Annotated in this window: 17 protein-coding genes; 7 read left to right on the forward strand and 10 right to left on the reverse strand. The window is 76.9% G+C overall.

Translation table 11 applies throughout. From position 1 onward, the window contains the following. The first annotated feature begins 47 nt into the window (after positions 1–47). Together KSE_RS17410 and KSE_RS17415 are read left to right on the forward strand one after the other, a co-directional pair. Positions 48–1,367, forward strand: coding sequence for a hypothetical protein (locus tag KSE_RS17410; RefSeq protein ID WP_014136639.1), 1,320 nt, complete (start codon positions 48–50; stop codon positions 1,365–1,367). Then, complete coding sequence (locus KSE_RS17415) at positions 1,364–1,867, forward strand: potassium channel family protein (RefSeq protein WP_014136640.1); 504 nt, start codon at positions 1,364–1,366, stop codon at positions 1,865–1,867. Before KSE_RS17410 ends, KSE_RS17415 begins: the two co-directional genes overlap by 4 nt. Positions 1,868–1,887: 20 nt before the next feature. On the opposite strand, the gene KSE_RS17420 is transcribed toward KSE_RS17415, so the two are convergent. The 4 genes from KSE_RS17420 to KSE_RS17430 form a co-directional block, all read right to left on the reverse strand. Beyond that, positions 1,888–3,441 carry a protein kinase domain-containing protein gene (locus KSE_RS17420; RefSeq protein WP_014136641.1) on the reverse strand — a complete coding sequence of 518 codons (1,554 nt, stop codon included), beginning with the start codon at positions 3,439–3,441 and terminating at the stop codon, positions 1,888–1,890. A 63-nt stretch (positions 3,442–3,504) separates the two neighbouring features. Beyond that, positions 3,505–3,645 carry a hypothetical protein gene (locus tag KSE_RS42855; protein ID WP_157850059.1) on the reverse strand — a complete coding sequence of 47 codons (141 nt, stop codon included), beginning with the start codon at positions 3,643–3,645 and terminating at the stop codon, positions 3,505–3,507. Positions 3,646–3,963: 318 nt separating this feature from the next. Continuing rightward, a complete protein-coding gene (locus KSE_RS38560) occupies positions 3,964–4,878 on the reverse strand; it encodes a hypothetical protein (protein ID WP_014136642.1) in 915 nt (304 codons plus the stop codon). Next, positions 4,875–5,609, reverse strand: a complete 735-nt coding sequence (locus KSE_RS17430) for an RNA polymerase sigma factor (protein ID WP_106437673.1) — start codon at positions 5,607–5,609, stop codon at positions 4,875–4,877. Before KSE_RS17430 ends, KSE_RS38560 begins: the two co-directional genes overlap by 4 nt. A 287-nt stretch (positions 5,610–5,896) precedes the next feature. Between KSE_RS17430 and KSE_RS17435 the strand changes: the two genes are divergently transcribed. From KSE_RS17435 to KSE_RS17445, 3 genes are all read left to right on the forward strand, one after another. Beyond that, on the forward strand, positions 5,897–6,634 hold the full coding sequence (locus KSE_RS17435; protein WP_014136644.1) for a hypothetical protein: 738 nt from the start codon (positions 5,897–5,899) through the stop codon (positions 6,632–6,634). 72 nt (positions 6,635–6,706) lie between these two features. Beyond that, positions 6,707–7,438 carry a tyrosine-protein phosphatase gene (locus tag KSE_RS17440; RefSeq protein ID WP_014136645.1) on the forward strand — a complete coding sequence of 244 codons (732 nt, stop codon included), beginning with the start codon at positions 6,707–6,709 and terminating at the stop codon, positions 7,436–7,438. 41 nt (positions 7,439–7,479) lie between these two features. Beyond that, positions 7,480–8,175, forward strand: a complete 696-nt coding sequence (locus KSE_RS17445; RefSeq protein WP_014136646.1) for a class I SAM-dependent DNA methyltransferase — start codon at positions 7,480–7,482, stop codon at positions 8,173–8,175. Positions 8,176–8,453: 278 nt separating this feature from the next. On the opposite strand, the gene KSE_RS17450 is transcribed toward KSE_RS17445, so the two are convergent. After that, positions 8,454–8,948, reverse strand: a complete 495-nt coding sequence (locus KSE_RS17450; protein WP_014136647.1) for an NUDIX domain-containing protein — start codon at positions 8,946–8,948, stop codon at positions 8,454–8,456. 57 nt (positions 8,949–9,005) lie between these two features. Then, positions 9,006–9,284 (reverse strand): hypothetical protein, encoded by a 279-nt coding sequence (locus KSE_RS17455; protein ID WP_033258421.1) that lies wholly within the window; start codon positions 9,282–9,284, stop codon positions 9,006–9,008. 118 nt (positions 9,285–9,402) lie between these two features. Between KSE_RS17455 and KSE_RS17460 the strand changes: the two genes are divergently transcribed. Further along, the gene (locus tag KSE_RS17460; RefSeq protein ID WP_051055268.1) at positions 9,403–11,835 is read left to right on the forward strand and encodes a lysylphosphatidylglycerol synthase transmembrane domain-containing protein; all 2,433 of its coding nucleotides are present in this window, start codon (positions 9,403–9,405) and stop codon (positions 11,833–11,835) included. Between the two features lie 23 nt (positions 11,836–11,858). Here KSE_RS17460 and KSE_RS42180 read toward each other — a convergent pair whose 3' ends face one another. The 4 genes from KSE_RS42180 to KSE_RS17480 form a co-directional block, all read right to left on the reverse strand. Then, positions 11,859–12,083 (reverse strand): hypothetical protein, encoded by a 225-nt coding sequence (locus KSE_RS42180; RefSeq protein WP_014136650.1) that lies wholly within the window; start codon positions 12,081–12,083, stop codon positions 11,859–11,861. Between the two features lie 66 nt (positions 12,084–12,149). Further along, the gene (locus KSE_RS17470) at positions 12,150–12,977 is read right to left on the reverse strand and encodes an ABC transporter ATP-binding protein (RefSeq protein WP_014136651.1); all 828 of its coding nucleotides are present in this window, start codon (positions 12,975–12,977) and stop codon (positions 12,150–12,152) included. Between the two features lie 50 nt (positions 12,978–13,027). Then, positions 13,028–14,053: a FecCD family ABC transporter permease gene (locus tag KSE_RS17475; protein ID WP_014136652.1), complete on the reverse strand. Its 1,026-nt coding sequence runs from the start codon at positions 14,051–14,053 to the stop codon at positions 13,028–13,030. Further along, on the reverse strand, positions 14,050–15,081 hold the full coding sequence (locus KSE_RS17480; RefSeq protein ID WP_014136653.1) for a FecCD family ABC transporter permease: 1,032 nt from the start codon (positions 15,079–15,081) through the stop codon (positions 14,050–14,052). The genes KSE_RS17475 and KSE_RS17480 overlap by 4 nt, the downstream gene beginning before the upstream one ends. A 173-nt stretch (positions 15,082–15,254) precedes the next feature. Between KSE_RS17480 and KSE_RS17485 the strand changes: the two genes are divergently transcribed. Then, the gene (locus tag KSE_RS17485; protein WP_014136654.1) at positions 15,255–16,307 is read left to right on the forward strand and encodes an ABC transporter substrate-binding protein; all 1,053 of its coding nucleotides are present in this window, start codon (positions 15,255–15,257) and stop codon (positions 16,305–16,307) included. Positions 16,308–16,312 lie beyond the last annotated feature (5 nt).

The raw sequence follows: 16,312 nt of genomic DNA on the forward strand, positions 1-16,312 counted from the left end.
GGTATCTCCTGGTGTCCACCTGACGGCGGATCACTGGGAGGCACCGGATGGCGGCGGACCCGTCGGACGAGCGGGAGCTCGCGGAGCTGCGCGAGCGGATCGCCCTCCTGGAGGAGCGGGAGCAGCGGGCGGCCCCCCGGCGGGAGCACCACCGGGTGCGGAGCTTCTTCGCGGTGCTGCTGATCGTGCTGGCCTCGGTGCTGACCCCGCTCGGGGTGGTCGCCGCGTGGAGCAAGTCGCAGGTCACCGACACCGACCGGTTCGTGGCGACGATGGCGCCGCTGGCCTCCGACCCGTCGGTGCAGAACGCGGTGACCAATCGGGTGACCGGCGCGGTGATGGAGCAGCTGCCGATCAGCCAATTGCTGAACGACATCGCCCCCGCCGACCGGCCGCTGCTGGACGCCGCGCTGGGCAAGGTCGGCCCGGCGCTGACCAGCGGGCTGACCGGCTTCGTCCACGACCAGGTGCTGCGGTTCGTCCAGTCCGACGCCTTCGCCGCGGTCTGGACCGGCGTGCTGCGCAACGCGCACGCCGCGTTCGACAAGGTGCTGACCGGGCAGGGCGGCGGGGCGGTGCGGGTCGAGGGCGACACCGTCAGCCTCGACCTGGGGCCGGTGGTCGCCGCGGTGAAGGAGCGGCTGGTGGCGAACGGCCTCGGCATCGCCTCGAAGATCCCCGAGGTGCACACCGACTACACGCTGGTGCAGTCGGACTCGGTGCGGAAGGCGCAGACCGGGCTGCGGCTGCTCGACCTGGCCGGGTTCTGGGTGCCGGTGCTGGCGCTGCTGTGCGCGGTCGGCGGGGTCGCGCTGGCGGTGCGCCGCCGCCGGGCCACCGTCGGCGCGGCGCTCGGGATGGCCGCCGGCGCCGGGGTGCTGGGCATCGGGCTGACCGTGTTCCGGGCGGTCTACCTGGACAAGCTGCCCGCCGAGGTCGACCAGGCCGCCGCGATGGCGGTGTACGACACGCTGGTGCGCTACCTGCGGGCGGCGATCCGGATGCTGCTGGCGCTCGGCGTGGTGATCGCGCTGGCCGCCTGGCTGACCGGCGCCGGCCGCCGGGCCGGCTGGGTGCGGCACCTGTGGGCGTCCGGCCTGGGCGCGGTGCGGCAGGCCGCCGAGGGCATCGGGATGCGGCTCGGCCCGGTCGGCCCGTTCGTGCACCGCTGGAAGGGCTGGCTCGGCTGGGGGGCGGTCGCCGTCGCCGCCGTGGTGGTGCTGACCTGGAGCTACCCGACCGTCGGGGTGGTGCTCTGGACGGCGCTGGTGCTGCTGCTCGTCCTGGCCGTGCTGGAGTTCCTCGACACGCCCGCCGACCGGCCCCGGGACGAGAGCCCCGCCGACGGCAAGGCCGCCGCGGCGTGAGGGAACTCGTCCGGACGTACGTCGGCCTGCTGGCCGGCCCGGTGCTGCTGCTGGTGCTGTACTTCACCGTCCCGCTGGGCTGGTTCGGGCCGCACCACCCGGCGGTCAGCTGGTCGGCGTTCGGCGTGCTGCTGACCGTGCTCGGGATCGGGCTGCTGCGCGAGGTGCGGCTGCAGGTGCTCGGGCAGTCCCGGCACCCGGTGCCGCGGATCCTGATCCTGCTGTGCAGCGCGCTGGTGGTGTTCGCCACCGCCTACCTGGCGATGTCCCGGGACCCGGGCGAGCTGGACGGGCTGACCACCAAGGTCGACGCGCTGTACTTCACGGTGATCACCATGGCGACCGTCGGGTACGGCGACATCCACCCGTCCGGGCAGGCCGCCCGGGTCGTGGTGATGCTCCAACTCCTGTACACCGTCGTGTTCCTGACCACCGGGGTGACGGCGCTGACCCGGCAGGTGAAGACCCGCGCGGTGAAGCGGGCCCGGCACGAGGGCTGAGCGGAGGGCCGGGCGGCGGGTCAGTCCTGCTGCTGGGCGGCCTGGGCGTGCACGGCCGCGGTCAGGGCGGCGAGCCGGGCCTGCCAGCCGATCAGCGTCGCGGGGTCGACGGCCTTGCGGCGCTGGAGGTCGCGGACGACCTTCTGGGCGTCCTTGAGGCTGCCCTCGGCGTCGCCGGGCTGGCGGTCGTTGACGGCCTGGGTGGCCTGGTCCAGCAGCCGGGTCAGGTCGTCCTGCTTGTCCCGGTCCTTGTTGAACGGGGTCTGCGCGACCTCGCCGCGCAGCTGGATCAGCTGGGCGACCACCGCGCCGCCCTTGGGCGTCGCGGACGGCTTCGGCGAGGCGCTGGGCTTGCCGCTCGCGGACGGGGAGGGCGACGGCGAGGCGGCCGGCGTAGGGACCACCGGGGCGGCGGACGTCGGGGCGGGGGTGTGCGCGGCCTTCGGGGCCGGGTCGCCGCCGCCGAGCGAGAACGCGGCGATGCCCGCCACGCAGGCGATCACGGCCGCGCCGATGCCCGCGTACACCAGCGGGTTGCGGCCGCGCCGGGGCTCGGGCTCCTCGTCCTCGTAGCGGGCCGAGGGCAGCAGCGGCGGCGGGGCCTGCACCGGCGGCAGCACCGAGGTGCGGTGCTGCTCGGTCCAGGGCTGCCGCGGCGGGGGCGGCGGCGCGGCCGGGAAGACGCCGGCCGGGACGGGCGGCAGCACCTGGGTCGCGGCGCCGAGCAGTTCGGCGGTGCGGTCGGCCGGGGCGGCCGGGACGGCGGCGAGCAGCTCGGCGGCGGCCGAGGGCGCGTCGGCCGGGCGCTCGGCCGGGTGCTTGGCCAGCAGCCGCAGGATCGCGGCGTCCAGCGCGGGCGGCACGTCGGGCCGGTGGGCGGAGACCGCGACCGGGTACTCGGTGACGTGCTTGAAGGTCACCGCGACGGGCGTGTCGGCGGTGAACGGCGGCGCGCCGGCCAGCATCTCGTACAGCACGCAGCCCACCGCGTACAGGTCGGCGCGGCCGTCGACCGGGGCGGCGGTGGCCTGCTCCGGGGAGAGGTAGGCGGCGGTGCCCAGCACGGTGGCGGTCTGGGTGAGCTGCTGGCCGGAGGAGGAACCCGCCCGGGCGATGCCGAAGTCGACGACCTTCACCCCGCCGTCCTGGGTGATCATCACGTTGCCGGGCTTGATGTCCCGGTGCACCAGCCCCTGGGCGTGCGCGGCGGCCAGCGCGTCCAGCACGGCGGCGGCGATGCCGACGGCGCGCTCCACCGGCAGCGCGCCCTGCTCGGCGAGCACCAGGCCCAGGGTCGCGCCGTGCACCAGCTCCATCACCAGGTACGGGGAGCCCTGGTCGACGCCGGAGTCGAAGACCGTGACGATCCGCGGGTGCGACAGCAGCGCCGCCGACCGGGCCTCGCGGGCGAACCGCTCGGCGAACCGGGGGTCGTCGGCCAGGCCGCCGTTCAGCACCTTGACCGCCACCGGGCGGCCCAGTTGGTGGTCCAGGCCGCGGTAGACGGTGGCCATGCCGCCGACCCCGAGGATCTCCCCGAGTTCGTAGCGCCCGTTCAGCGCGCGTCCGATCATCGGATACTCCTCTCAACCCCGGGCGGGCACCCGTGAACCATAGCGGGCCCGCCCGTGGGGAGTTCAGGGGCGCTGGACGAGCAGGGCGGCGGTCAGCGCGGCCAGTGCGGCGGCCAGCAGGGCGCGCAGGGCGCGGGGCGGGGCGTCGTCCAGGGCGCGGCGGGCGGCGCGGTCGGCGGCGGGCGAGGTGCGGGGGAAGGTCATCGCGGGCTCGCCTGGCGGTGCGTGCGGTCGGTCACCGGGGCTCCAGGGGTGGTGGGGCGGGCTGGGCCCCGGACGGACGGTGGACCCGGGGGAGTTCAGCCGTCCGTCCGGAGCGGGTTCCCCGACCGGCCGCGGACCCGGGGGAGTCTTCTGCCGGTCGGAGCTGTTCCCGGACGGGCGGGGGCCCGGGGGAGCCCGCCGCCCGTCCGGAGTCCGGTCCGGGCGGGCGGCGGGTACAGGGGCCCGCCGGCCGCCCGGAGGCGGTGCCCGGTCGGACGCGGGGCCCGGGGGAGCCCGTCGTCCGACCGGAGTTCGGTGTCAGTCCTGGCCGTTCCCCCCGCCGGAGGACCGCTGCTGCTGTTCGGCGCGCCCGCTCTTGCCGGCCGAGGCCGACGGCACGGGCACCGAGGGGAACACGGGGGACGGCGACGGCGAGGCCGACTGGCCCGGGGCGGACGAGGACCTGCCGCGCCCCTCCCCGCCGGCCGGCTCCCCGCCGCGGGCGGCGAGCAGCGCGCAGAAGCCCGTCACCTTCTCCGGGGCGCCGGCCTGCCGGAGCAGTTCGGCGAGCGCCGGGTCGACGGCCGCGTCCTTCGGCTTGCTGCCGGCCGCGACCCGCCCGGCGAAGCCCTCGCACAGCCGCACCAGGTCCGGCGTGCCGGCCGGGTCGGTGGCGGGGGCGCCGGACGACCTCGCCGGCGTGCCGCTCGGGCGGCCGGTGGACGGCGCCGCGGTCGCGGACGGCCGGCCGGTGCGGTCGGCCGAAGGACTCGCGGACGGGGTGGCGGACGCCGGATCGGACGGGACGGGCGCGGCGCTGACGGCCACCGGGGCCGGGGCGGGACCGCCCAGCACCTCCGGCAGCCGGCCGGTGCCGGCCGCGACCGCGACGCCGCCCACGGCGGTGACCCCCAGGGCGACGGCGACGGCCTTCGCACTGAGGGCACGCGCGAGCGCGGTGTCCGTCATCCTTCGTCTCCGCTGCTGCCTGGGGACCGGGTGGCGACGAGCCTCCCGGAACGCGGCCAGCGCCCCCTCCTCGCCGGGCGGCGGGCCGTCGCCGGCCGCCTCGCTCGTCGCAGCGGCGGCGAGCAGGGCGGCGAGCTCCGGCCGCCCTGGCGCGAACCGCCGCCCGGTGGAGGGATCCTGACCGGCCTCCGGGTCGACCGTGACACCGCCGAGCAGTCGCTCGGCGGTGGCGCGATCGATCCGGCGGGATCGGTTGGTGCTCATCTCATGTCCTTAAGCGTCGGCACCTGCGCCGGTGTCACACCCTGCGCCGAGATTTTTTCCCCCGCCTTCCACCGGGGCACCCCGGCGGCCGCTCCCCCGCTCTGCTCCAGCACCTTGGCCAGCCGCTTCAGCCCCCGGTGGGCGGCCATCCGGACGCTGCCGGAGCGCTTGCCGAGCACCCGCGCCGCGCTCTCCGCGTCCAGCCCGAGCACCACCCGCAGCAGCACCGCCTCGGCCTGGTCCGGCGGCAGCCCGGCGATCAGCGCGAGCGCGTCGGAGGTCGCCACGGTGGCCATCGCCTGGCCCGCGGTGTCCTCGGCGGCGGCCAGTTCGGCCAGGTACTCCTCCGGCAGGTCCGCGACCGGGCGGCGGCGCACCCGGCGCAGGTGGTCCATCGCCCGGTTGCGGGCGACCTTCGCGGCCCAGCCGCGGAACGCGTCCGCGTCGCCGCGGAAGCCCGGCAGGTCGCGGGCGATCTGCAGCCACGCCTCGGAGGCGATGTCCTCGGCGTCCTCGGCGCGCCCGCCGACCAGCACCCGCAGGTAGCGCAGCAGTCCCGGCTGGACGGCCCGGAACAGGACCCGGAACGCCTCCTCGTCGCCGTCCTGGGCCGCGCGGACGGCCGCGGCGAGGTCCGCCCGCCGGGCGGGCGGACGATCCGGTGCGTACGGACGGCCGAACCGGTCCCCGCCGTCCGCCCCCTGGTGTTCAGCTCTGTGCACCCGGCCCATCATGCGCCATCCGGAGGAACGCTCCCACCGCCGGGGCGGTGCCCGGACGGTGACGGACCGGTGGCGAACCGGTGTCCGCCCCGTGCGGACCGAGACTCCGTCACCCCGTCCGCCGGGCCGGCCGCCGAACCGTCCGCCGACCGGGTCGCAGGGCCCTGGGCGGGCCGACCTTCGTCCCGCCGGCCGCTGTCCTTCGCCCGCGGTCCGGCCGCACCCCCTCGTCCTACCGTGCAGATAAGGGGCATTTCGCCCCACTTCCCCCATCGGACCAGGAGGCCGGATCCGGCATGCGCACCGCCCAGGAGCTGTACACCACGGGGATCCGGGACCACTTCGCGCCCGCGCTGCGCGGACTCGGCTTCCAGGGCTGGCGGCACTCCTTCTCGCTACCGGACCACGAACGCTGGGCGGTGCTCGGCGTGCGCGCGGTGCCCGGCGACGGGCGGGTCCGGTACACGGTGAACCTCTCCGTCACCGACAAGGCCGCCTGGGACCGGCGCAGCATCCGCCCCGACGCCAACTCCCCCACCGGGCTGGAGCGCTGGCACGCGCCGATCGGCGAGCTGCTGCCGGTCGGCGGCGAGGTCTGGTGGGAGGTGGCGCCCGGCCCGCGCTGGCTGATCGCGGTCGAGGACTCGGTGGCCGCCGTGCGCGGCTACGCGCTGCCCGAACTGCGCCGTCGGCTGCGCGCCGAGGACCGCGAGCACTACCTCGGCCAGGCCGAGCTGGACGGCGTCAACGGCGCCCTCGCGGCAGCCGCCGTCGCCCGCATCCAGCGCGCCGAACTCCTCGACGGGACACTGGAGTTGCACGGCGCCTGGAGCCGACACGACCCGGCCGCGCACGCCGTCCTGGCGGGCGCCGCGCGCGGCTTCCTGTCCGCCCGGGACGCCCGCTTCGGCGCCGTCCGGGTGCTCGACACGCTCGGGCGGGCACTCTGGGAGTTCACCGGGGAAGCCCCCCGGGAGGACGGTCGGGACGACGAACCCGAAGGAACCGCCGGGAACCAACCGGAAGCGGACTGAGTCCCTGTCAGTGGCGGTGCGCAGCGGCACCGGTGTGACACACGGGGCGAACACGGCACGGGGGGCTGGCAGATGGCGGGGGACGGCGTGACGGGGACGGCGGCGATACCGCACGAGACGCGGCAGCTCGACTGGGACGGCTGCCTGAACGTCCGCGACCTCGGCCTGCTGCCCACCGTCGACGGGCGCACCACCCGCACCGGCGCGGTGGTCCGCGCCGACAACCTGGACCGGCTCACCGCCGAGGGCCAGAACACGCTGCTCGCGTACGGCGTGCGCACCGTCGTCGACCTGCGCGACCCGGCCGAGTACCGGCCGCTGCTGCCCTTCCCGGACGGTCTCGACCTGGTGCGGGTCCCGCTCGACGCGCTGGCCGGACCCGACTGGTGGGCCCGGTTCGGCGCGCTGGACGGCACCCCGCTGTCCTTCCGCCCCTACCTCGACCACTGCCGGCAGGCCGTCGCCGAACTGGTCGCCGCCGTCGCCTGGGCCCGCCCCGGCACCGTCGTGGTGCACTGCGGCGCCGGCCGCGACCGCACCGGCCTGGCCGCCCTCGTCCTGCTCGCGCTCGCCGGGGCCACCCCCGCCGCGATCGCCGAGGACTACCTGCTGTCGGCCGCCAACCTGCGCCCGCTGTGGACGATCCTGGACCGCCCCGAGGAGGAGGCCGGCATCGCCCGGGTGCTCGCCGACGCCGGCACCACCCCCGCGCGGGCCGTGCACGACGTCCTCGCCGAGTTCGACGCCGAGGACTGGCTGCCCGCCGCGGACGTCGCCGCCGTCCGGGCCCGGCTGCTCGGATAACCGCTCGCGGCGCGGCCGGACCGCCGCCGATACTGCCCGGCATGACGAACTTCTCCCCGTTCGACACCCGCGGCTACCCCACCGTCGACGTCCGCACCGGCTACGCCGGATGGGTCGACAGCTACGAGGACACCGTCCAGGACGCGATGGACACCGACGTGCTGGCCCGGCTCGCCGTCCCGCGCTGGGCCGACGCCGCCACCGCCGCCGACCTCGGCTGCGGCACCGGCCGCACCGGCGCCTGGCTGCGCGCCCGCGGCGTCGGCGCGGTCGACGGCGTCGACCTCACACCCGAGATGCTCGCCCGCGCCCGGACCCGCGGCGCCCACCGCACCCTGGTCGAGGGCGACCTCGCCGCCACCGGCCTGCCCGGCGGCGGCTACGACCTCGCCGCCTGCTCGCTCGTCGACGAGCACCTCGCCGACCTCGCCCCGCTCTACCGCGAGGCGCACCGCCTGGTCCGCCCCGGCGGCCTGTTCGTGCTGGTCGGCCTGCACCCCGCCTTCATCATGGCGGCCGGCATGCCCACCCACTACGACGGCCCGACCGGCCCGATCGCCATCACCACCCACATCCACCTGGTCAGCGACCACCTCACCGCCGGCCTCGCGGCGGGCTGGCAACTCGCCGAGATGCGCGAGGAGGTGGTCGGCGACCAGTGGACCGCGCTCAAGCCCAAGTGGGAACGCCACCGCGGCCACCCGGTCTCGGCGGCGTACGTCTGGCGCAAGCCCTGACGGGCGACGGGCCCGGCGGGATCACGGCACCGGCGCAGCCAGGCGCGCGCAGCGGACGGCGGCAGGCGCAAGCCCTGACGGGCAGCGGGCGCAGCCGAGCACGCGCAGCAGGCGCGGGCCCTGGTCGGCGGCTGACGGCGGCGGGCAAGCCCTGGCCGACGACGGGCGCGAGCCCTGGGCGGCGACGGGCCCGGCGGGAGCACGGCGCAAGCGCACGTGGCCGGGGGCGTGGCGGGCCTCCTCGTGTTCCGCTTCCGCGCGCTCCCGACCGCGCGCCGTTAGAAGCCCGAGTTCGGTGCGGTCACCAGTCGGGTGCGGCCGTCCGCCCGGGCGGCGAGGCCGGCTTCGAGGCGGAGGGCGCGGGCCGGGCCGAGCAGGGCGAGGGCTTCGGGGACGGTGGCCCAGCGGTGGGCGTCGAGCTCGCCGGGCGGCAGGGTGATGGGGGTGTCGGCCGGGAAGACGCCGAGGTCGAAGAGGAAGTGGCAGGCGGGGTGGTCGAGTTCGGGGCCGGCGTTGGTCCAGGCGACGGCCAGTAGTTCGCCGGCCTCGCGGCGCAGCCCGGTCTCCTCGTGGAGTTCGCGGGTCGCGCACTGCCGGGGGTTCTCGCCGAGGTCGACGGTGCCGCCGACGAACTGCCAGGCGTCGCGGTACCCGGCCTTGACGATGAGGACCCGGCCGTCGGGGGCGGTGATCAGGCAGCCCGCGGCGGCGTACACCCGGTGCAGGGAGGCGAGCCACTCCTCGCGGGAGGCGAACTCGGGGGCGTCGGACATGGCACTCCTTCGGCGGGGCGGGAGTTGACGGCCCCAACTCTCCCACCCCGCCGGGGTTCAGTGCGCCGAATGCCGCTCCGCGCCGCGGTGCCGGTGGCCCGGCAGGTCGGTGTGGGCGGCGGGCCCGTCGGCCGGGCCGGCCGTCGCGGGCATCCGGCGCCCGCCGTGGCTGAACACCGCGTCGCCGTAGTAGGGGCCGGTACGGGCGGCGAACGCGTTGTCGGTGTGCGTCCGGGGGGCGAGCGCGGCCGGGTCGGCGGCCATGCCGCGGTGCTCCAGGAGTTCCTGGGTGCCCTGGCGGAGCCTGGTCATCCTGTCGGTCGATCGCTTGGTCATCAGCCGACCTCCCTTCATCAGTCCGATATGCCCGATATCGGGGCGTATACACCTCGACGCGTGAACTCCCGTACCGCAACGGCGGGATCGGGGGCAGGGCGGTGTGGGACCATGCCGCGTGGCCACGGTGATACAAGCCGACGAATCCCAGGGTTCTGCTCCGCTCCCGCCCCCGCGGCGGCGGCCGGCCGGGCGCGCCGAGCGCGTCCGCCACCCCGCCGCGCTGATCAGACTGGCCGCCGGGACGTGCTGGATCGTCCTGGTGCTGCTGCTGGCCGGCTACGCCCGCTCCTCCGCGCTCGGCCTCGACCTCGACGTGTCCCGCGGCGTCGAGCTGCTGCCCTGGCCGCCGCCCCAGCTGACCGCCGCGCTGTGCGGCGCCGCGCTGCTCACCGTGCCGCTGGCCTTCGCCGTCGACCGGATGCTGGGCGGCGAGGGCCGCCGGGTCGCCGACGGCGTGCTCGCCGCCGTCCTCGCCTACGGCCTCTCGCTCGGCCTGGACCTGCTGATCGGCGCCGGCACCACGCTGACCCACCGGCTGCCCGACCTCCCCGGCAGCACCGAGCCGGTGTACGGGCACCTGGCGCCGGTCCTGGCGTTCATGACCGCCGTCGGCACCGCCGGGCGGCGCCGCTGGCGCACCGCGCTGGGCGTCACGCTGGGCCTGTCCGGGCTGTCCGGCCTGGTCACCGGGTACGCCACGCCGCTGTCGCTGGTCCTCGCGCTGCTGCTCGGCTGGACCACCGCGCACGCCGCCCGGTACGCCGTCGGCGAGCCCGTCGGCACGCCCACCGAGGAGCAGATCGCCGCCGCCCTGGCCGGCACCGGCGTCCGCCCGCACACGGTGCTCGCCCTCGGCCCCAGCCGCTACCTGGTCACCCAGCACGACGGCCGCCCCGAACTCGACGTCCACCTGCTCGACCGGCACGCCCAGGCCAGCGGCCTGCTCGGCCACCTCTGGCTGGCGCTGCGGCTGCGCACCGCGCCCCGCCCGCTCGGCCTGCGCCCGCTGCGGGCCGGCCTGGAGCACCAGACCCTGCTCGGCCACGCCGCCACCGCCGCCGGGGCCCGCACCCGCACCCCCGTCGCGGTGGTCGAACTCGGTCCGGACGCCGCCCTGGTCGCCTACCGGCGGATCGACGCCCGGCCGTTCGCCGAACTCTTCGACGAGAACCCCGCCCAGGACCCGGACCGCCCCGCCGGGCCCACCGACGCCGAACTCCGCGACGCCTGGCGGCAGCTGGCCCTGCTCCAGCGCCGCCGGATCGCGCACCGCACGGTGTCGCCGCACACCGTGCTGCTGGACGCCGAGGGCCAGGTCCACCTGGTCGGGCTGGCCCACGGCGAGATCGCCGCCGGCGAACTGCTGCTCCGCCTGGACGTCGCCGGGCTGCTCGCCGTCCTGGCCGTGCACGCCGGGCCGCGCCGGGCGGTCCGGGCCGCCGTCGAGGTGCTCGGGCCGGGGCCGGTCGGCACCGCGCTGCCGCTGCTCCAGCCGATCGCGCTGGCCCGCGACACCCGGGCCGCGCTCGCCCGGCACAAGACGCTGGCCGCCGACCTGCGCGCCGAGGTGCAGCGGCAGACCCCGCAGGCCATCGCCGTCCCCGTCCGGCTGGAGCGGCTGCGCCCGCGCACCCTGCTGAACGTCGTCGCCTGCTTCGCGGTCGGCTACGCGCTGCTGCAGTTCCGCAACCCCGTCTCGGTGGTCACCGGGGCCGACCCGCTGTGGCTGGCCGGCGCGGTGCTGTGGGCCGCGGTCAGCTACCCGGTGGCGACCTTCGCGTTCAGCGGCTTCGTGCCCGAGCGGCTCCGGTTCGGCTCCACCCTGGCCGTCCAGACCGCCGGCGCCTTCGTCAAGGTGGTCGCGCCCGGCGGCGTCGGCGGCCTCGCCCTGAACACCCGCTACCTGCAGTGCGCGGGCATCCCCACCGCGCAGGCGATGTCCAGCATCGGCGTCAGCCAGCTGTTCGGCCTGGTCCTGCACATGCTGCAGCTCGCCGTGTTCGGCGCGCTGGCCGGGGTGGACGCCGCCGCGGCCGGCGGCGAGTCCGCCGTGCTGCCCAGCGGCTGGGTGCTCTGGCTGGCCCTCGCGGTCAGCGCGGTGATCGCCGCCTCGGTCGCCGCGGTGCCCTCGCTGCGGCGCCGCGCCCAGACCCTGCTGCGGCCGCTGCGCGCCGAGGTGCTGCCCCGGCTGCTCGACCTGGCCCAGCGGCCCGGCCGGCTGGCCACCGGCGTGGCCGGGCAGCTGCTGGTGTCGATGTGCTTCGTGCTGTGCCTGTACTGCTGCGTCCGCGCGGTCGGGCAGGCCCCCGGCTTCAACGCCGTCGCGATGGCCTTCCTGGCCGGCAACGCGGCGGGCAACGTGGCACCGACGCCCGGCGGCCTGGGCGGCGTCGAACTGCTGATGCCCCCGCTGCTGGTGGCCGCCGGGCACCTCGACCAGGACAGCGCGGCCTCGGCCGTCCTGCTGTTCCGGCTGCTGACCTTCATCCTGCCGATCCTGCCCGGCTGGATCGCCTTCGCCTGGCTGAAGCGGCGCGGCCAGGTCTGAGGGCCGGCCGCCGCCCGGCCGGGCTACTCGCGGTAGTCCTCGTCCTCCAGCGGGACCTCGCGGACCTGCTCCACCGCGTCGCCCTCGTCCGCGGGCTCCGCGCCGCGATCGCGCCGCTGCCGCAACACCTCCAGGTCGTCCACCTCCGGCTCGACCGCCGCCCGGTCCTGGTCGGCGGCGTCCAGCACGGCCGGGGACAGCTCGTCCTCGTCCTCGGGATACTCCGGGTTCTCCGCATTGACACGCATAACGCCAGTATCCGACCGGACCCGGCCGAACCCGCACCTTTGCGGCGGCGGGTCCCGGATCCGGCCTCAGGCCCCGGCGGCGGCCGGGCGGGGCGCGGCCGGGCGGGGCGCGGCCGGGACGACCAGCGGGGTGCCGGTCTCCGGATCGGGGACGACCCGGCAGGGCAGCCGGAAGACCTCCTCGACGAGCGCGGCGGTGACCACCTCGCCCGGCGGGCCGGCCGCGACCAGCCGCCCGTCGCGCAGCGCGACCAGGTGGGTGGCGTAGCGGGCCGCCTGGTTGAGGTCGTGCAGCACCGCGACCAAGGTGCGGCCCTGCTCCCGGTGCAGCCGGGCGCACAGGTCGAGGACCTCGACCTGGTGCGCGATGTCCAGGTAGGTGGTCGGCTCGTCGAGCAGCAGCAGCGGGGTCTGCTGGGCCAGCGCCATCGCGATCCAGACCCGCTGGCGCTGGCCGCCGGAGAGCGCGTCCACCGGCCGGTCCGCGAGGTCGCCGACCCCGGTGTCGGCCATCGCCCGGGCGACCACCCGCTCGTCCTCGGCCGACCACTGGCGCAGCACGCCCTGGTGCGGGTGGCGGCCCCGGGAGACCAGCTCGGCGACGGTGATGCCGTCCGGCGCGACCGAGGACTGCGGGAGCAGGCCCAGCGTCCGGGCGACCTGCCGGGCGGGCAGCGTCGCGATCGACCGCCCGTCCAGCAGCACCTGCCCGGCCACCGGCCGCAGGGTCCGCGACAGCGCGCGCAGCAGCGTCGACTTGCCGCACGCGTTCGGGCCGACCACCACCGTGAACGAGTGGTCCGGGACCTCGACGGTCAGGCCCTCGGCGACGGTGCGCCCGTCGTACGCGAGGGTCAGGTCGCGGCCGGCCAGCCGCGGTTCGGACTGGGCCATCGGGGGCTCCGTTCGGGAGAGGGGGGACGGGGGGTCGTGCCGCGCGGTGCTCACAGCCGGCCCGCCCGGCGCTGGGAGGCGAGCAGCCAGACCAGGTAGCCGCCGCCCAGCACGCCGGTCAGCACGCCGACCGGCAGGTGGCGCCCGCCCGGCAGCTGCTGCGCGGCGAGGTCGGCGCCGACCAGCAGCGCGGCGCCCACGCACATCGACGCGGCCAGGTTCGGGCCCGGCGAGCGGGTGATCCGGCGGGCCAGCTGCGGCGCGGTCAGCGCCAGGAAGTTCACCGGCCCGGCCGCGGCCGCCGCCAGCGAGGCCAGCAGCACCGCCGCGCCCAGCAGCAGCGTCCGCACCCGCTCCGGGCGCACGCCCAGGCCGCTCGCCGCGTCGTCGCCGAGCTCCAGCGCGCGCAGCGCCGGACCGCAGCCCAGCAGCACCACCGGGACCAGCACCGCCAGCGCGAGCGCCAGCGGCCGGGCCTGCTCCCAGCCCCGGCCGTCCAGGCTGCCGGTCAGCCAGAGCACCGCCCGGGCCGCGTCCATCAGCCGGGTGCGGGTCAGCAGGTAGCCGTTGACGCCGGTCAGGATCGCGGCCGTGCCGATCCCGACCAGCACCAGCCGGGCCCCCTGCATCCCGCCGCGCCACGCCAGCCCGTACACCAGCGCCCCGGTGGCCAGCCCGCCCGCCACCGCGCCGCCCGCCAGCGCGGCGCTCGACCCGCCGGCCACCACCACCAGCAGCGCGCCGGTCGCCGCGCCCTGGGTGAACCCCAGCACGTCCGGGCTGCCCAGCGGGTTGCGCACCAGCGTCTGGAACAGCGCGCCCGCGAGCGCCAGCGCCGCGCCCACCAGCAGCGCCGTCACCACCCGGGGCAGCCGCAGCTCGTTGACGACGAAGTCCTCCGCCGCGGTGCCCCCGCCGAACAGCGTCCGCAGCACCTCCCCGGGCGGGATCGGGTAGTCCCCGCGCCCGAGCGCGAGCACCCCGGCCCCCAGCGCGACCGCCAGCGCCCCGAGGCACGCGGCCAGCGCCCGCGGCCGGTACCGCACCGAGAACCGGGAGAGCCTCAGGGTCTTCATGCGCGGGCCTTTCCCCGTCGTGCGAAGTACAGGAAGAACGGGCCGCCGAGGACGGCCGTGACGATGCCGACCTGGAGTTCGCCGGGGCGGCCCAGCACGCGGCCGAGGACGTCCGCGCCGAGCAGCAGGACGGGCGCCAGGACGGCGCAGTAGGGCAGCAGCCAGCGCAGGTCGGGGCCGGTCAGGGCGCGGACCAGGTGCGGGACCATCAGGCCGACGAAGACGATCGGGCCGCAGGCGGCGGTGGCCGCGCCGCAGAGCAGGGTGACGGCGGCGATCGCGGCGGCGCGGGTCGCGGCGGGCCGGGCGCCCAGGGCGCGGGCGGTGTCGTCGCCGAGCGCGAGCGCGTTGAGCGGGCGGGCCAGCGCGAGCGCGAGCAGGGTGCCGAGGGCGACGAACGGCAGGATGCCGAGCACGGTGGAGGTCCTGGCGTCGGCGAGCGAGCCGACCGTCCAGAAGCGCATCCGGTCGAGCGAGGCGGTGTCCAGCAGCATCACGGCGCTGACGTACGAGTACAGGGTGGCGTTGAGCGCGGCGCCGGCCAGCGCGAGCCGGGCGGGGGTGGCGCCGCGGCCGCCGCCGACGGCGTACACCAGGGCGGAGACCAGGGCCGCGCCGGCCAGCGCCCACCAGACGTGGCCGGCGAAGGAGGTGACGCCGAACAGGGTGGCGGCGGTGGCGACGGCGGCGGAGGCGCCGGCGTTGATGCCGAGCAGGCCGGGGTCGGCGAGCGGGTTGCGGGTGAGGGCCTGCATGACGCCGCCGGCCAGGCCGAGCGCGGTGCCGGCGAGGAGTCCGAGCAGGGTGCGGGGCAGCCGCATCTCGTGGACGGCGGTGTAGCCGGGGGCGTCCGGGTCGAGCAGGCCGTGCCAGACCTCGGCGGGGCCGAGCGGCCGGGCGCCGAGGCCGAGGCTGAGGACCAGGACGGCGAGCAGCACGAGCAGGCCGGCCGCCAGGCCGAGGGCGCGGGGTGAGCCGCGGCGGGCAGGGGCGGCGCCGGGTATCGGGAGGGAGCCGGTGGTGCTCAAGGGTGCTCCGGATCGGTCGGGGATCGGGTCGGCGGACCCGGAGGACCCCCGCACCGCAACTTAGGTTAGGTTAACCTACATAACCCCGGCGGCCGCCGCCGGGCCCCGCACGCCGGCACCCCCTCCGACGTGCGGCTTCCCCTGCCCCGCAGCACCCGAACCGAGGTACCGCCATGCCGTCTTCCCCCCGCCCGACCCGCCGCGGCCTGCTCGCCGCGGGCGGCGCCACCGCCCTCGGCGCGGTCCTCGCCGCCTGCGGCTCCTCCGGCGGGAAGACCTCCGCCGAGGGCGGCGGCACGGGCGGCGGCACGGGCGGCGGCACGGGCAGCGGCACGTGGTCGTTCACCGACGACCGCCCGCAGGCCCTCACCGCCGAGCGCGTCCCGTCCCGGATCGTCGCCTTCACCGGCGCGGCCGCCGCGCTCGCCGACTTCGGCCTGGACCGGCAGCTGGTCGGCGTCTTCGGCGAGACCAGGACCGCCGACGGCAAGGCCGACCCGCAGGCCGGCGCCCTGGACGTGGACAAGGTCGCGGTCATCGGCAACGCCTGGGGCGAGTTCTCGATCGAGAAGTACGCGGCCCTGCGGCCCGACCTGCTGGTCACCCACATGTACGACCCGGGCGCCTACTGGTACGTGCCGGACGAGTCGAAGGACAAGATCCTGCGGCTCGCCCCGCAGGTGCTGGTCTCCACCGGCCGGGTGCCGATCACCCGGCCGATCGAGCGCTACGCCGAGCTCGCCGCCTCGCTGGGCGCCGACCCGAAGGCGCCGAAGGCGGTCGACGCCAAGGCCAGGTTCGAGAAGGCGTCCGAGGAGCTGCGGCAGGCGGTCAAGGCGGCCGGCGGCGTCAAGGTGATGGCCTGCTCGGGCAGTCCCGACCTGTTCTACGTCTCCAACCCGAAGATCTCCTGCGACCTGATCTACTTCGCCGAGCTGGGCGTCGAGTTCATCCAGCCGGAGAAGACCGACGGCGGCGACTACTACGAGGGCCTGAGCTGGGAGAACGCCGGAAAGTACCCGGCCGACCTGCTGCTGCTCGACCAGCGCGCCACCGCCCTCCAGCCCGAGGACCTGGCCGCCAAGCCCGCCTGGGGCCAACTGCCCGCCGTCCGGGCCGGGCAGATCACCCCGTGGGACGCGGTGCCGCGCTTCTCGTACGCCGGGTTCGCGCCGCTGGTCGAGCGGCTGACCGCCGCGATCCGGCAGTCCCGCAAGCTGGCCTGAGGAGC

It is taken from the genome of Kitasatospora setae KM-6054 (genome assembly GCF_000269985.1).
Lineage (GTDB): Bacteria > Actinomycetota > Actinomycetes > Streptomycetales > Streptomycetaceae > Kitasatospora > Kitasatospora setae.